Below are 15556 nucleotides of genomic sequence, written 5' to 3'. Positions count from 1 at the left end.
AAACTATGCTTTAGCGGCGTAGAATGACAATTAAAACAGATTAAATATGATGTATTTAAATCATGAGGTTATCTATGAACCATTATGATGATTTGCAGCGCTTCAAGGAAAAGACGCGGACACACAGTCTAAAATTCAAGGACCTCTCATCAGAAACCGGCGCCGGTGAAAAAGGCGATTGGGTTATTCTCAATCAGCTTATTCCCGCGGAGGAAGCATCCTCTTTGGCTATGGGCGGATCGGTATCTTTACCCGTGCCGCAGCTGGTACCTGCCAATATGTTTCATCAGGTGGAGCGGACAGCCGTTCAGACCGCGCCGGCGGCATCGTCGGTTGTGCCGTCGGTAATGATTCCAGACCCTGTCGCATCATCCGCGCCGCAGCCTGTTCCCGCGGTGAGTCCTGTTGCTCCGGTGGCCGTAGAACCGGTAGTGCAGGCAAGCGAGGCCGCGACCGGGCAAGCTCCCCGGGCAGCCGTGTCGCAACCTGCTGCACCGCTATCTGACCACGTGACAGCTCCGGCTGTCAGACATCGCCCGGCGATAGCGCCGACGGCGGAAGGGTTTGCCCATCTCTTTGCGACAAAAACCGCAGAGCCGGTAGCAAAAGATAAAGATCAGTCACTGAAATCACTCCTGGAGAGGATCGCGACATGCCGTTGATCTGCGTGTGTTCACCGAAAGGCGGCGTAGGAAAGACGACCCTGGCGGCAAATCTGGCCTGGGCGCTGGCCCGCGCAGGCAGCAAAGTTCTGGCCCTCGATTTTGATGTGCAGAACGCCCTGCGCCTGCATTTTGGCGTCCCGCTTAGCGATGAGCGCGGCTATGTCGCGAAAGCGCTGGAGCTCCATGACTGGAGCCAGTGCGTATTAAGCGCCGGCAGCAATATTTTCGTCTTGCCCTACGGCGAAGTGAGTGAAGCCCAGCGACAGGCTTTTGATGAGCGTTTGACCCACGACGAGCATTTCCTGACCCGCGGCCTGGCGGCATTACTCAACTATCCGGGGCTGATTACCATCGCCGACCTGCCGCCGGGCCCGTCGCCCGCGCTGAAAGCGCTCACTTCGCTTGCCGACCTGCATCTGGTACCGCTGCTGGCGGATACCGCTTCAATGTCGGTGCTGTCGCACGTCGACAATCAGCGGCTGACCGGGGGCGAACTCAACCAGAAACACGGACACTATTTTGTGATTAACCAGAGCGATAGCCGTCGCCAGGTCAGTCGCGATGTCACGGCGTTGATGGAAGAAAAGCTGGGCGATCGTTTGCTGGGCATCATTCATCGTGATGAAAGCGTGGTGGAAGCGAATGCTTCCCAGAAGTCGATCCTTGACTTTAATTCATCCTCCGCAGCCGCCTTTGATATTGAAATTATTGCCAAAAAAATTTCTGCGCTGTTGGGTATCAATATTGGTGACGGCAAGGTGCATAGCCAGCCTCGCAGGTCAGGGCTTTAATTTAATTGCAGGGCTGCTGAATGAAAAAGACGCTTTTCTGGTTGCTGGTACTGGTGCTTTCGCCGATTGCCGTGCTGGTGGTGATCACGCCGATGGACAGTCAAAAGCAGTATATTTTTGGCCTGCTGAGCATCGGTATTCTTTTCCTGATGGGATTCAGTAAAAATCGCAGCGTTTCCGTCATCATGGTGGTGACATCGCTGCTGATGTCGACCCGTTATATGTATTTCCGTCTGACGCAGACCCTGCATTTTAACTCCACCATCGAAGCGATTCTGGGGATGGGGCTGTTTCTGGCGGAAGTCTATATCTGGGTGATGCTACTGCTTAACTACCTGCAAACGGTCTGGCCGCTAAAGCGTGAAATCGTCCCGCTGCCGGATGATATGAGCAAGTGGCCGACGGTCGATATCTATATTCCCAGCTATAACGAACCGCTTGAAGTGGTGCGTGATACCGTACTGGCCGCACAGTGTATTGATTATCCTAAAGATAAATTAAAAATCTATTTACTGGATGACGGGAAGCGCAATGAATTTGCGGTCTTCGCCGCCGACGTTGGGGTGGGGTATATCACCCGTAACGACAACAAACACGCCAAGGCGGGCAACCTCAACCACGCGATGACGCTGACCCACGGCGAGCTTATCTGCGTGTTTGACTGCGACCATGTGGCAACCCGCGTTTTCCTGCAGGCGACGGTAGGCGGATTCCTCAACGACCCGATGCTGGCGCTGGTACAGACGCCGCACTACTTCTACTCGCCGGATCCCTTTGAGCGCAACCTCTCCGTTGGCCGCAATATTCCTAACGAAGGGATGTTGTTTTATGGCCCGATTCAGCAGGGGAACGATAACTGGAACGCGACCTTTTTCTGCGGCTCCTGTGCCGTCATTCGCCGCGCCGCGCTGGAGCAGATCGGCGGCTTTGCGGTAGAGACCGTGACCGAAGATGCCCATACCGCGCTGAAGTTCCAGCGTCTGGGCTGGAAGTCGGCATTCCTCGATATCCCACTGGCGGCCGGCTTAGCCACCGAACGTCTGGTGGTGCACGTCATTCAGCGTACCCGCTGGGCGCGAGGGATGACGCAAATATTCCGTCTGGATAACCCGCTGCTGGGCCGCGGGCTGACCTTTCAGCAGCGCCTGTGCTACCTCAGCGCCATGCTCTATTATCAGTTCGCCCTGCCGCGCGTGGTCTTTGTCACTGCGCCGCTGGCCTACCTGCTGTTCAACCTGAATATCATCTACTCCTCGGCCAGCCTGATCGTCTCTTACGCGCTGCCGCATCTCTTCCTCGCGATCTACGTCGGTTCGCGCATGAACGGTCGCTATCGTTACAGCTTCTGGGGCGAAATCTACGATATCGTGCTGGCGTTCCACCTGGTGCTGCCGACGCTGGTGACCATGATTTTCCCCAAACGCGGGAAATTCAACGTGACCGATAAAGGCGGCCTGCTGGACGTAGGCTACTTCGACTTTACCGTCGTCAGACCGCACCTGGTCGTCGCCTGTCTGCTGGGCCTGGGCGTGGTGGTCGGTATCGTCCGCGCCATCGGTCACGACTACTTTGCCTCAGACCCGAACGTTATCGCGCTGAACGTCGGCTGGGGAATTTACAGCCTGATCTTCCTGCTGGCGGCCATCGCCGTGGCGCGCGAAACCCGCCAGGTGCGAAAAACGATTCGTATTGACGTCGATATCCCGGTGCTTATCCACTACGCCAGCGGCATTGTCTCCCGCAGCCACACCGCGGACCTGTCAATGGGCGGCTGTCGCGTTAGCGCGCCGGATAACCGTCACCTGCAGGATGAAATTGAAGAGATTGAGCTGATCCTCCAGTCCGGGGCGATCTCGATTCCGGTACGCCAGATCACCGCCGATGAGCGCTTTATCCGCCTGCAATTTGATGAAAATATTCAGCTTTCCCGCCGCCGCGAACTGGTGCGCGTGGTATTGGCCCGCGCCGATGCGTGGATTAACCCGCCGCGCCCGCAGGATAACCCGTTCCGCTCTTTTGCCACCATTTTGCGCTGCGTGTTTGAACTGTTCTGGCTAACGTGGAAAACGCGCCGCAGCCAGCGCCGCCAGCCGCCTGCGGCCAATCCGGCGCAGGAGGATGGTAGCTTATGAAACGCTTAACGACGCTTGCGCTGCTGGCCGGGATGCTCTCTGCGCCGACGCTGCATAGCGAGGAAACGCCCGCTGACGCATTGCCGCAGCTTAACTTTCCGCTATCCGGGACGGAAGCCAACGGCGCATCGGCGGCCGAGGCGAATTCGCCCGCCGCGACGGAGCCCGAGCCGGCAAACGCCGTTCAGCCGGCTTCGCTACCCGCGATGCCGCCGCCGATCGCCCCCGGCATTCCTGATACGGTACCACTAACGCCGATTGTCGGCGGTAACCTGAACCTGACGCAGATGGGTATGCCGGACGGCATCATCCTTAGCGGCGGGCAAAACCAGGGCGGCGCCAGCTTTACGTTGCCCTCCGATCAGGTGGTGACCCACGCTCAGCTGATGCTGGACGTTAAGGTCTCGCCGGAGATGGCGGCCCGCAACGCCACGCTGCAGTTAATGCTCAATGGCCAGCCCCTCGGCACCTTGCCGCTGGGCGCGGACGGCGAGGATATTTCGCACTATCAGCTGGATATCCCGGCGGCGCTGATGGTCTCCAGCAACAACCTGAGCTTTAAGATTAACGACGGCGACGCGATGCAGTGCCGGCTCGATATTCACGACACCTCGCGGGTGACCATTTTACCCGCCTCGCACTTTAGCTGGGAGAGCCAGCAGCTCAATATCAGCAACGATTTAAGCCACTTTCCGCGGCCGTTTTTCGACAGCATGCAGATGACGCCGGCGGATATCGCTATCGCTTATCCGGAGAAATCGACGGCGGATATCTTCAGCGCTGCGGCGCTGGTGTCGTCGTGGCTGGGTATTCAGGCCGACTATCGCGGTATCGCCTTTGACGCGCTGCGCGATCGCCTGCCTGAGAAGCACGGCATTATTATCGGCCACCCCGGCGATCGGGTGGGCGGCCTGACGCTACCGCAAACCGACAAGCCGCTGCTGCGGATCGTTGAGAATCCCGGCAACCCGGCCTATAAGCTGCTGCTGATTGTCGGGCAGAATGACGCCGCGCTGCGGATGGCCGCCTGGCGTCTGACCCGCGGCGATTTCGCCCTGCAGACGGCCAGTATGGAGGTTGATCCGCAGGCGATTCCCGTCGGCAAGCCGTATGACGCCCCGCGCTGGATCGCCACCGATCGGCCGGTAAAAATCAGCGAGCTGATCCGCCAGGATCAAAGTATGACCGTCAGCGGCGTGTGGCATGAACCGCTGCGCGTCGCCTTCCGCGCCGCGCCGGATCTCTACCTGTGGGATGGCGAAACCATTCCGTTGCAGATTGGCTACCGTTTCCCGTCGGAGAGCTGGATTAACGAGGACAAGTCGTTGTTGAGCGTGACGCTCAACAACACCTTTCTCAACAACCTGCCGATGAACAAACAGGGGCCGCTGGAGAAGCTCTGGCGTCACCTGGGCGGCGACGCGCGTCAGGAGCGTTTTACGATCCCGCTGGCGCCGTATCTGATTTACGGCGATAACCAGCTCTCGCTCTATTTTAATCTGGTGCCGAAGGATAGCGCTCCCTGTTCAGTGCTGCTGAACAGCACGATCAAGAGCCGCATTACCGACGACTCGTGGATCGATTTGAGCGGCACCCGGCACTTCTCGCTGTTGCCGAATCTCTCCTACTTTGTCGGCGCGTCGTTCCCATTCTCCCGGCTAGCGGATTACTCGCAAACCACGCTGCTGCTGCCGGAGCGACCTTCGGAAACCCAGGTCGCGATGATGCTGAATCTGGCCGCCCGCTCGGGGAACTCGACCGGCAAAGCGCTGGCCAATAACCGCGTGATGCTGGGCGTTCCTGACGACGTCGCCAATTCGCCTTTTCTACGCGATCGCGATGTGCTGGCGGTGAGCGCGCTTGACCAAAAAGCGTTCAACCAGCGCCTGTTGGCAGACTCTCCCTATAACCCAGTCGAAAACCTGCTGAGCGTGCGTGAACCGGCGCTATGGGCGAAAATTCAGCGCAGGCTGAGCGGCGACTGGGCCTCCGACGGCGTGGATGCCGATCGCTATTTCTCTTCCAGCAGCGCCTGGCGTGGGTTTATTAGCTATCGCTCGCCGTGGAACCCGCAGCGAGTAGTGGTGGTGGCGATGGCCAGCAGCGACGATCAGCTGGCGAAACTCGAAGACGACCTTAATTCACCGCGTATCAATGCCGGTATTCGCGGCGATACGGCGGTGATTACCAGCGATAACGGCGTGCGTAGCTTCCAGGTCAGTACGCCGTTCCCCAGCGGCCAGATGCCGTGGTACATGATGGCGGTGTGGTATGCCAACCAGCACTCCGGCCTGCTGGCTGTGCTGGGGTTAATCGCCACATCGATTCTGGGTCTGGCGCTGACCGCCATGTTTAAACGTCATGCTCGTAAGCGCCTGGAGTCGGGAGATAGCCAATGAAAAGAGTCAGCAGAATGAATAATAAGGCGGCCCGTCAATTTTCCACGCTGTGCCTGTCCGGCGCGCTGACGCTGGGCGCCTTTGGCGAGGCGCAGGCGGCGGGTAACGATGCGGCGCTACAGGCGCTGTTTGCGCAGGCCAACTACTGGCATGAAAAATCCCACGATGAGCTGGCGATGGAATCGCTGCAAAAAGTGTTGTCGGTGGATGCCAACAACGCTCAGGCGCTGTACCTGATGGCGCTGTGGGCGCAGCAGGGAGGCAACCTGCAGGCCGCGGCCCAGTGGCGGGCGCGACTGGAGAAAGCGGCGCCCAACAGTCCCGGCTTGCAGGATCTGGATAGCGCCAAAAAAATGGCCCAGGTCCCGCAGGGGCAGCTAAACTTGGCGAGACAGCAGGCGCGCAGCGGCAACGTGCCCGCCGCGCTGGCGACCTGGCGGAGTATGTTTAACGGCAACGTTCCGCCTTCCGGTCTGGCGGCGGAATACTACCTGACGATGGCCAGCGACAAGTCGCTCTATCCGCAGGCGGTGAGCGAACTGCGTCAATACGTCGCTCAGCATCCGCAAGAGAACGGGCCGCGCGTAGCCCTGGGTAAGGCGCTGACCTGGCGCGAAGAGACACGGCGGGAAGGGATCGCTATGCTGGAGCCGATGGCCAGCGGCAGCAAAGAGGCCGATGCCGGACTGCGCCAGGCGCTGCTGTGGATGGGACCACAGCCGGGGGATGAACCGTTTTACGATACCTGGATGCAGCGCCACCCGCAGGATAGCGAAGTGCAAAACTACTTCCGTGAACGGCGTAGCGGCCAGGCGCGCGGTCAGGGCTACTCTGACCTGAACAGCGGCAATACCGCCGCGGCGAAGCAGCAGTTTGAACAGGTCCTGCAAACCAATCCGCAGGACGCTGACGCGCTTGCCGGGATGGGCTATATCGCCCAGCGCAGCGGCGATTTTCAGGCGGCTTCTCAATATTTGAGCCGGGCGGCGGATCTCGGCGGCGAGAGTTCTGAAACCCGGCGCCAGCAGGCGGCGGATGCGCTGTTTTACGGCCAGCTCGCGCAGGCGCAGCAGGCCTACAAGCAAGGCAACATTAGCCAGGCGCTGGCGCTCTCCGCGCCGCTGGCGCAGCAGAGCGGAGCCCAGGGCTCGGCGGCGAAGCTGTTCCGCGCCGACGTTCTGCGCCACAACAAAGATCTGCCTCAGGCCGAACAAACGCTGCGGGCGCTGCTCAACGACCAGCCGCAAAATGGCCCCGCCCGGGAGAATCTCTATTACGTCTTGCGTGAACAGAATAAAACTGCGGAAGCCCAGGCGATGCTGCGAACGCTGCCGGAAAGCCTGCAGCAAAAACTGCAGCCGCGCGTGGTCACCGGGACGCCGGGAGACTCCCTGCGTCGGCAGGCGCAGGAGCAGGCCAGCGGTGGTAACGTGACCGGGGCTATCGCCACGCTGCGCCAGGGCGTTTCTCGCTATCCGGACGATGCGTGGATGCGCCTCGATCTGGCCCGACTGCTGCAAAAGTCCGGTAACGACGGCGAGGCGAACGCGATCATGGGCGCCGCGTATCGTCCCGGCGCCAGCAGCAGCTCGCTGTACGCCGCGGCCCTTTTCGCCAGCGAGAACGGCGGCTGGCAGCAGGCGCAAACCCTGCTGGCGAGAATTCCTCCCGCCAGCCAGACCAGCCAGATGCGCGATTTACACCAGCGGGTGAACTACAACCTGCAGTTGGCGACGGCGCAGGGCTATCTGGCGCAGGGGAATACCGTCGCGGCTTCCAATACGCTAAGGGCGATGGCCGCGACGCCGCCAAAATCCCCGGCTGATGTCGGTAAACTGGCGCGTCTGCTGGCCCAGAGCGGCGATGTGACCACCGCGGTATCGCTGGTACGCAACAATATTAACGGCGGTATCTCGGGTAATGCCGGGGATTACGCAGACCAGGTGACGGTACTTAACCAGGCAGGCCTGACGAACGAAGCGCAGAGGCTGCTCACCAACCCGCAGCTGCAGGCGAGCAGTACGCCGACGCAGCTAGCCAGTATCCGCAACGGCTATGTGATTAACGAAGCGGACCATCTGCGCGAGCAGGGCAACTACGCGGCGGCGTATGACAAGCTGATGGGCGCGATGCAAAGCGACCCGCAAAATACCGACCTGATGTTCGCCATGGCGCGTCTCTATCAGAGCGGCAAAATGAATAAAGAGGCCGGGGTCGTCTATGACTACCTGATGACCCGCGATACGCCGACCCAGGACGCGCGCAGCGGGGCTATTGATGTCGCGTTGTCGGCAGGCGATAACGACCGGGCGGCGCAGCTGGCAGGCGGGCTGCGCCCGGATAATTCGCCGGACCGTTTGCTGCTGCTGGCGCGCGTTGCCGAATCGCAGGGGCATCATCAGCAGGCGATGACCTATCTGCGCAGCGCTCGCGGAAGGCTGCTGGGGTTACAGAGCAGCAACGGTACGCAAACGCCGACCGTGGGCGGCGTGCTGGCGGCGGATAATCCGTTTGTCGGCGTCTCGCGTACGCCGGCGGCGACGCGTACTGCCTCCACCTACGGGCAATATATGCCGTGGCAGGTTTCTCAGGTATCGACGGGTGATGGCAGCACGCTGCCGGGGATCCAGCGCACCGATCTGCCGGTCGAAACCGCGCAGACCCGAATGCTGCGCCAGGTGGACACCATGATGGAGACGTTGCAGGAAAAAACCGGCACCTGGCTGCAGGGGGGCATGGAGGTTCGCGGTCGTGATGGCGAATCCGGCACCAGCAAGCTGACCGAAATAAAAACCCCCCTGACCTGGTCCTCCTCGCCGTTCGGTGATTCGCGTTTCGACTTTACCGTGACGCCAATTACGTTGAACGCAGGGACGGCAACCGGCGACGCCTGGCGGCGCTATGGCGCGAATCCGCTATCAAACGCGGTCTCCAATATGATCTCCACCGCCACCAGCGAGCAGGCGGCGATTGCGGCGATGACCGCTACCGAGCGCACGACGTACTTTGCCAACAATCCGGGGGCGGAGACATTGAGCGGCCTCGGCACGCTGAATGCTTCAGATTTTAATGCCACCACCAGCAGCGGCATGGAGAATCTGGCAAAGCTCGGCACCTATGACTCCGGGCAAGTTGCCAGCTATCTGGCTTCTTCAAATCTGAAACCTAACGTTGATCAGGCCAGCGGCTCGACGGATTCGCAGAAGGCGAACGGCGTGGAGCTGGCGCTGGCGCTGAGCGGCGACGAATATCGCGTCGATATCGGCAGCACGCCGCTGGGTCAGGATCTGAATACCGTGGTGGGCGGTGTGAAGTGGTCGCCAAAGCTGACCAACTACCTGTCGCTGATTTTTACCGGCGAGCGTCGTTCGCTGACCGACAGCCTGCTCTCCTACGTGGGGCTGAAGGATTCCTACTCCGGCAAGACCTGGGGTCAGGTGACCAAAAATGGCGGCACCCTGCAGCTAAGCTATGACGATGGCGATGCTGGTTTTTACGTCGGCGGCGGGGGCTATAGCTACCTTGGTCAAAACGTCGCCAGCAACACCAGCATTAACGCCAACGCTGGGGTTTACCTGCGGCCTTATCACGATGAATATCGTCAGTTACAAACCGGGTTGAGTATGAGCTACATGGATTACTCGAAAAACCTCAGCTACTTCACCTACGGGCAAGGGGGCTACTTCAGCCCGCAGAACTACGTCAGCGTGTCGCTGCCGGTCAGCCTGACGGAGAAATATGATAACTGGACGATGAAGCTTGGCGGTTCGGTGGGGTATCAATCGTACAGCCAGGATAAGAGCGCCTATTTCCCGACCAACGCCGAGTGGCAGCAGACGCTCGAGACCGCTGTGAGCAACGGTTTTGCCAAAGAGGCGTACTATTCAGCCACGTCGAAGAGCGGCATCGGCTATACGCTGCGCGCCGGCGCGGATTACAAAGTGAATAAACAGATGACGCTCGGCGGCCAGGTGGGCTATGACACTTTCGGCGATTATAACGAGAGCACCGCCGGCCTCTATATCCGCTACATGCTGGGAGATCGCTGATCATGACGGACAATAATAATGCGCTGGTGACGACCTGGTTTCAGCAGCAGCAAACGCCTGCCGGGTGGTTCGATCTGCTGCTGATTATGGTTGATGGCATGGTCAACAACGCGGGTGAACTGGAGAGTCAGCCCTTTCTGCGACAAATGGGCGAGGCGTTGGCCGATGAGCATCCGCTGCCGGAGTCGGAGACGATCGGTGAGCTGGAAGCCCATATCAATGCGCAGCTCAGCCGCTTTCAGTGGGGGCTGGTGAGCGTTGAGGTGAGCGATGATGGCCTGCGGTTACGCCATCAGGCGCTGCCGGTGAGCCGCGATGAAGCGCGCCGCGTACGCTGGTGTAATGCGTTTTGTGCCATACTCGAGGGGCTTTATTCCCGCTGGCTACAGGGACAGGGCGGCGCGGCGCATGTGGTTTTACAGCGCGAGCGGCTGTTTTCGGTCTCTGACGTTCAGTTTCTTTACTTCCATCCCTGAAGGGTGAATTTATGTCCTTGCGTGCTTTAGCGACAGTCGTGGTGACGACGGTGATGATGCTTCCCCACGCGTGGGCCGATACGGCGTGGGAAAGCTATAAATCGCGTTTTATGATGCCGGACGGGCGCATTATTGATACCGGCAATGGCAACGTCTCTCATACCGAAGGGCAAGGTTTTGCCATGCTGTTAGCGGTGGGCAATAACGATCGCCCCGCCTTTGACAAGCTATGGCAGTGGACCGATAAAACGCTGCGTAACAAAGAAAATGGGCTGTTTTACTGGCGCTATAATCCGGTGGCGCCTAATCCGGTGGCGGATAAAAACGATGCCACCGATGGCGATACCCTGATTGCCTGGGCGCTGCTGCGCGCGCAGCAGCAGTGGCATGAAAAATCCTACGGCAGTGCGTCGGATGCGATAACCGCTTCGCTACTGAAGTCCACGGTGGTCACCTTCGCCGGCCGTCAGGTCATGCTTCCGGGCGCGAAGGGATTCTATCTCAACGATCATCTGAACCTTAATCCCTCCTACTTTATCTTTCCGGCATGGCAGGCTTTCGCCGCGCGGACGCATTTAACCGCCTGGCGAAAGCTGCAGAGCGATGGTCAGGCGCTGTTGGGGAAAATGGCGTGGGGGACATCTCAGCTTCCCAGCGACTGGGTCGCCTTAAGAGCGGACGGCAGGATGGAGCCGGCAAAAGAGTGGCCGACGCGGATGAGCTTCGATGCGATCCGTATTCCGCTGTATGTTTACTGGAGTGACCCGAAAAGCAGCCTGTTGACGCCATGGAAAAACTGGTTCCAGCGCTATCCGCGTCTGCAAACGCCGGCGTGGATCAACGTCAACACCAATGAAGTGGCGCCGTGGTTTATGACCGGCGGGCTGCTGGCGGTACGCGATTTAACCCTTGGCGAAGCGCAGGCCGAGCCGCAGATTAGTGCCCAGGACGACTACTACTCCGCCAGCCTGAAGCTGCTGGTATGGCTGGCAAATAAAGACCAGGCGTAAACTATGGAAGGCGCCTCGAATAACGCGCCAGGACCGAGTACTGAAATCGGAAGGGCGCCGTAGAATCATCGGCAAGCCGGGATTACCCGGTGAGGCGCAATGTTGCGGGGGCTTGAACCCCGGCGGCAGAGATGAATTGGTTGCTGGAAAGAGAAAACCCCCGCACGTTGTTTGGTATCAACCTGGCAACGTATCGGGGGCTACTCTCAAACCTGAACAATTTGAGGATAGCCGCGAACGGTTGCCATTGCAACAAGGCGGCTGTATGACGCTCGCTCAGTTAGGCCTGGTGCTGTGGGACGACGGTGATTGCTGGCATTCTGGTCAGCATCATCGTGAGCTGGATGGATAACCGCAAGTAGCCAGCCGGTGGGTATCTGCCTGCCTTAGTGGCAGCATGCGCCCGAACGGGGCCGCAGGGGTAACATCCTGCGGCCTTTTCGTTTACTGCGGATAAGGGACCCAACTGCCGCCGTTCAGCTGAACATACGGTTTCCCCTGGTACTGAATGACGATAGCGTTGGAGTTTTCCGACACCGCCGCGCTCTGCGGCAGGTTGGCTATATACTGCTGCCAGTTGATGTCGTTTTCGTCAAACATCTTGCCGTCGAGGGCGCGAACCACCAGCTCAGAAATCGCCAGGTAGCTGCTTGGCTGGTTGATGATTATCGGCGCATCGGGATGTTGCGCTTTAATGCCGAAGAATTTCACCGCCGCAGGAACGTTAGTAATGGACGGACTGGGAATATCGCGCAGGCCGGAAACCTGCATTTTGTCGCCTTTCAATGCTGCACCGTGTTCCGGTACGACGATGACCAGCACCTTACGCCCCGATTTCTCCAGTTCAGTGAAGAAACTGTCCAGCTCATCGAAGAACTTCTGCGCACGGGCTTTATAGTCCGCGGTTTTGCTCTGGCCCGGATAGTGGTTACCGTCATGCAGCGGCAGCGTGTTGTAGAAGGTCGCCGTGCGCGGCGTATTCAGCTTATCCAGCGTCTGCAGCCAGCGGTTCAGCGTTGCCTGGTCGTCATAGACCGGGGAGCCGTCAAAGCCCTGCAGAATCACCGGCAGGCCGGATTGATCCATCAGCGGGCTCTGGATACCGCCCAGCGAGCGTAGTTCTTTCAGGAAATCGCCGAAGATACCGTTGTGACCGAGCATCAACTGCTGAGTAAAGCCCAGCTTCGCGAGGTTTTCAAACAGATAGCATTCGCTACCTGACGGCTGGTAGAGGTTGGCGTGCGAGAGCTGGCCGCAGCTGGCGCGCAGCAGACGCGCCGCCGCCGGGCCGCTGTAGGAGGTCGCCGAGTTAAAGTTTTTGAACAGCAGGTCGAAATGCTTCCACAGCGGATGGTCCGTCAGCCCGGCTGCTTCAATGTCTGACCATGAGAGCGAGCAGATATTGATAATCAGGACATCAAACGGCTGGGCATCGGCCGGAAGCGCGTCCGGGAAAGTGGTTTTACGTTTCTGCTCAGAAGCATAAAAGGCGTTCAGCCAGTTGGTCAGATTGGCTGAAGTCGGCGGCTCGGTTTGCGGCGGAATATCGTTATTCGCCGGTGCGGTATTGGTCGCGATGGCCGTACCGCCGGTCGTATTCGCGGTGGTGTTCGCCGCCACTGCCGTTGGCTGACCTGCCGGCCAAAGGGTGAAAGAGGGCAGCAGCGGGCTGACGACCAGCCAGACCATGATTGCAGAGACGAAAACCGTCACCCGCAGCCACTGGCTGATAAACAGCCACAGAACCAGCAGCACGAAGAAAGCGCCGACCATATTCCAGTTAATAAAGCGGGTCACCAAATCCCAGATATAGTCGGCGCTGAAGCCGGCAATCTGCGAGCCCTGGCTGGCAATGCTTTCCGGGCCGGGCAGCCAGGTGTCGTGCCAGAACAGCATAAAGCCCAGCGGGATCGCTATCCAGTGGCGGATGCGGTGCAGCTTATACTGCGGAATCGGCACCAGCAGGAAGGCCAGAAACACCAGGTTTAACATGGGATGAAAATTGAGGTATCCCGCCCATAGCAAAGCGAACTTCACCAGAAAGTAGAAGTTCCAGCCAGATAAGCCTCGCCAGTACCGCCAGAGCGGAAGCGACGCGGTGGGTGTTTTGGGTTTGGTCATTTCGTTGGTTTGCCTTGCCTGGATGCCGCTTCCCGGCGCAGCACGCCAGCCGGTTTGACATAACGGGGTTTAAAGAACATCAGTCTTAACGTGGTGCGAATACGCCGCTGGTAGTGGCGCGTCAGGTATCCCAGCGGGAAGAACAGCAGGGCGCACAGGACGACCAGCTGAATAATATCGGCGATAGACATCATAAGGTTGGCTCCCCATCAAGGGACAGACGGTGCGCCTCGGGGTTGCGCCGCCAGCTTCGCCCGTCATGGGTCGCGTTGATGGTTTCATTTTTGCCAAGCGAAATGGGCAGCGGCGTGTTCCAGTTCTCCGGCAGAATCCCGCGCATCTGGATGATCTCTGCCGTTATTTGCTTATCTTCAAACCAAATCATACGGTTAGAAAAAATATCGCCGGTTGGTAAAGGGAAAATATGGTTTAACGCGGTATCCAGGTCGTTCACCCGGCAAAATGACAGAAACAGCACCAGGCGATTGTTGCCGATGGTCATAATGTCGCCCATGCGGTTGGGCTTGCACAGCGTCAGCGCCTGCTCTACGCGCAGGCCGGGCGCCGGGCGCAGCGCCACCATCACGCCTTTGCCATCGGCGGGCAGCATGGTGTTGGCCATAATATTATGCACCGCTTCGCAGAAGTCCTCCCATTTCTGGTAGCCGCGCAGTTTTAGCGGCTGGCTCCAGGTCAGCAGAGTATTAAAATCTTCCGGAATATGGCGAGTAAACTGCTGTTTCTGAACGCTTTCTATAAGCGTAAGGCAGCGTGATAACGGCGCGCCGCTGGGAATAACCATATTGGCGCCGCTACTCAGCAGCAGGCGTTCATCGGTGGCGCGCAGGCTTGGCGTTTGCTCACGGACGATAATTTTTAACGCACTGCCGCGCTGTCGGCGCAGGGTATGGATATAGCGTCCCAGCTGTTCAATCTGCTCATTCTGGGTAATGGAGAAGATCAGCGTCGCCGCCTGCGCCATCCTCCCGGCGTTGAAAACGGCGTCGTTGGTATCGAACAGCGTCCAGTATTCGGAAAGCGCGGGAGCCCCCTCCAGTACGCGCAGATTGCTGAGAATGACTTTCTCATCGCTGCGCGGCTGCACCACCGTTTCTTCATCCTGCGCCAGCTGCCAGCCGTTCTCATCCTGGAGAACAATGAGCTGCTGCCGGGCGCTGATGCCTTTTTCACTTCCCCACCAGGCGATATCGAACAGGTGATTATCCCCCTGGTAACGAATACTTGCCAGGCCGGAAAGCGAGCGGTACTCGCGTAATAAAGGGGAGAGTTGCTTATCGATATCGTGCCCGGAATTAAGTACTAATAATGAACAACGATGGTAATTAGTCCATCGATATGATTTTTCAACCCAATTGCATAGATCTTCACTTTTTATATTTTGCCAGGCATTTTCAGCGCATAGCAGAATAAACAAATAATTGCCAGGTTCGAGGGAGCAAACTAAATCACGGTGCATTTCTGCCAGACCCTCAAAGCGGTTCGGCATGCTAAACAATGCGATCTTTTCTGGGCCGCGATCTTTTCCTGGTGCAATGATTTTATTGGGGTTCTCGCCCATGACTATCGCCGCAACCTGACTCTTTTTATCCTGGGCTGCCAGCGTATGGTTGAGCAGGCTTACTGCGTCAGCATGGCGGTCGACATTCAGCCACCATACTCCACCAATGGGCATATGGCGTACTTCGTCCCATAATGATGAAATACCCAAAGAATATACGATATCCACGGCGTCCCTCGTGAGACTTGATTTACACTTGATTAGTTTACTAGCGAAAGCGTCAGAGTAAACCTAACATTGAAATTAAAGGACATCAGTTTTAGCATGTAAACATATTTTAAGGATGAACTTACGCCTCTCGGTTTAATTTATTGTATTTTCCAACGGACAGAGA

At 58.4% G+C, this 15556-nt stretch carries 10 protein-coding genes and 1 pseudogene; 8 read left to right on the top strand and 3 right to left on the bottom strand.

All coding sequences use genetic code 11. The annotated features are described in order from the left end of the window. The first annotated feature begins 74 nt into the window (after positions 1-74). The 8 genes and pseudogenes from KCG39_RS17220 (at position 75) to KCG39_RS27790 (ending at position 11884) form a co-directional block, all read left to right on the top strand. Positions 75-662: a cellulose biosynthesis protein BcsO gene (locus KCG39_RS17220; RefSeq protein WP_004126356.1), complete on the top strand. Its 588-nt coding sequence runs from the start codon at positions 75-77 to the stop codon at positions 660-662. Between the two features lies 1 nt (position 663). Then, positions 664-1456, top strand: a pseudogene (gene bcsQ, locus KCG39_RS17215) (cellulose biosynthesis protein BcsQ). Between the two features lie 20 nt (positions 1457-1476). Continuing rightward, entirely contained in the window at positions 1477-3588 is a 2112-nt protein-coding gene (gene bcsA, locus KCG39_RS17210) for a UDP-forming cellulose synthase catalytic subunit (protein ID WP_087828562.1), read from the top strand. Then, positions 3585-5987 carry a cellulose biosynthesis cyclic di-GMP-binding regulatory protein BcsB gene (bcsB, locus tag KCG39_RS17205; RefSeq protein WP_049114976.1) on the top strand — a complete coding sequence of 801 codons (2403 nt, stop codon included), beginning with the start codon at positions 3585-3587 and terminating at the stop codon, positions 5985-5987. Before bcsA ends, bcsB begins: the two co-directional genes overlap by 4 nt. Next, positions 5984-10036: a cellulose biosynthesis protein BcsC gene (locus KCG39_RS17200; protein WP_211811434.1), complete on the top strand. Its 4053-nt coding sequence runs from the start codon at positions 5984-5986 to the stop codon at positions 10034-10036. Before bcsB ends, KCG39_RS17200 begins: the two co-directional genes overlap by 4 nt. Then, positions 10036-10512, top strand: a complete 477-nt coding sequence (gene bcsD, locus KCG39_RS17195; protein WP_162626056.1) for a cellulose biosynthesis protein BcsD — start codon at positions 10036-10038, stop codon at positions 10510-10512. Before KCG39_RS17200 ends, bcsD begins: the two co-directional genes overlap by 1 nt. An 11-nt stretch (positions 10513-10523) precedes the next feature. Beyond that, positions 10524-11522, top strand: a complete 999-nt coding sequence (locus tag KCG39_RS17190; protein ID WP_004126345.1) for a family 8 glycosyl hydrolase — start codon at positions 10524-10526, stop codon at positions 11520-11522. 305 nt (positions 11523-11827) lie between these two features. Continuing rightward, positions 11828-11884, top strand: a complete 57-nt coding sequence (locus KCG39_RS27790; protein ID WP_120787595.1) for a hypothetical protein — start codon at positions 11828-11830, stop codon at positions 11882-11884. Between the two features lie 82 nt (positions 11885-11966). Here KCG39_RS27790 and bcsG read toward each other — a convergent pair whose 3' ends face one another. The 3 genes from bcsG to bcsE are packed head-to-tail and all read right to left on the bottom strand — an operon-like array spanning position 11967 to position 15390. Beyond that, positions 11967-13643: a cellulose biosynthesis protein BcsG gene (gene bcsG, locus KCG39_RS17180; RefSeq protein WP_004126343.1), complete on the bottom strand. Its 1677-nt coding sequence runs from the start codon at positions 13641-13643 to the stop codon at positions 11967-11969. Further along, positions 13640-13837 carry a cellulose biosynthesis protein BcsF gene (bcsF, locus tag KCG39_RS17175; protein ID WP_004126340.1) on the bottom strand — a complete coding sequence of 66 codons (198 nt, stop codon included), beginning with the start codon at positions 13835-13837 and terminating at the stop codon, positions 13640-13642. The genes bcsG and bcsF overlap by 4 nt, the downstream gene beginning before the upstream one ends. Further along, positions 13834-15390 (bottom strand): cellulose biosynthesis protein BcsE, encoded by a 1557-nt coding sequence (gene bcsE, locus KCG39_RS17170; RefSeq protein WP_142468089.1) that lies wholly within the window; start codon positions 15388-15390, stop codon positions 13834-13836. Before bcsE ends, bcsF begins: the two co-directional genes overlap by 4 nt. Positions 15391-15556 lie beyond the last annotated feature (166 nt).

It is taken from the genome of Klebsiella pasteurii (assembly GCF_018139045.1).
Taxonomy (GTDB): domain Bacteria; phylum Pseudomonadota; class Gammaproteobacteria; order Enterobacterales; family Enterobacteriaceae; genus Klebsiella; species Klebsiella grimontii.
This window is presented reverse-complemented; position numbering and strand designations above follow the sequence as displayed.

Bases quoted from the DNA above. Each gene is read 5' to 3' on its own strand.
- KCG39_RS17220 (WP_004126356.1), top strand. From the start codon at position 75: ATGAACCATTATGATGATTTGCAGCGCTTCAAGGAAAAGACGCGGACA.
- bcsA (WP_087828562.1), top strand. From the start codon at position 1,477: ATGAAAAAGACGCTTTTCTGGTTGCTGGTACTGGTGCTTTCGCCGATT.
- bcsB (WP_049114976.1), top strand. From the start codon at position 3,585: ATGAAACGCTTAACGACGCTTGCGCTGCTGGCCGGGATGCTCTCTGCG.
- KCG39_RS17200 (WP_211811434.1), top strand. From the start codon at position 5,984: ATGAAAAGAGTCAGCAGAATGAATAATAAGGCGGCCCGTCAATTTTCC.
- KCG39_RS17190 (WP_004126345.1), top strand. From the start codon at position 10,524: ATGTCCTTGCGTGCTTTAGCGACAGTCGTGGTGACGACGGTGATGATG.
- bcsG (WP_004126343.1), bottom strand. From the start codon at position 13,643: ATGACCAAACCCAAAACACCCACCGCGTCGCTTCCGCTCTGGCGGTAC.
- bcsF (WP_004126340.1), bottom strand. From the start codon at position 13,837: ATGATGTCTATCGCCGATATTATTCAGCTGGTCGTCCTGTGCGCCCTG.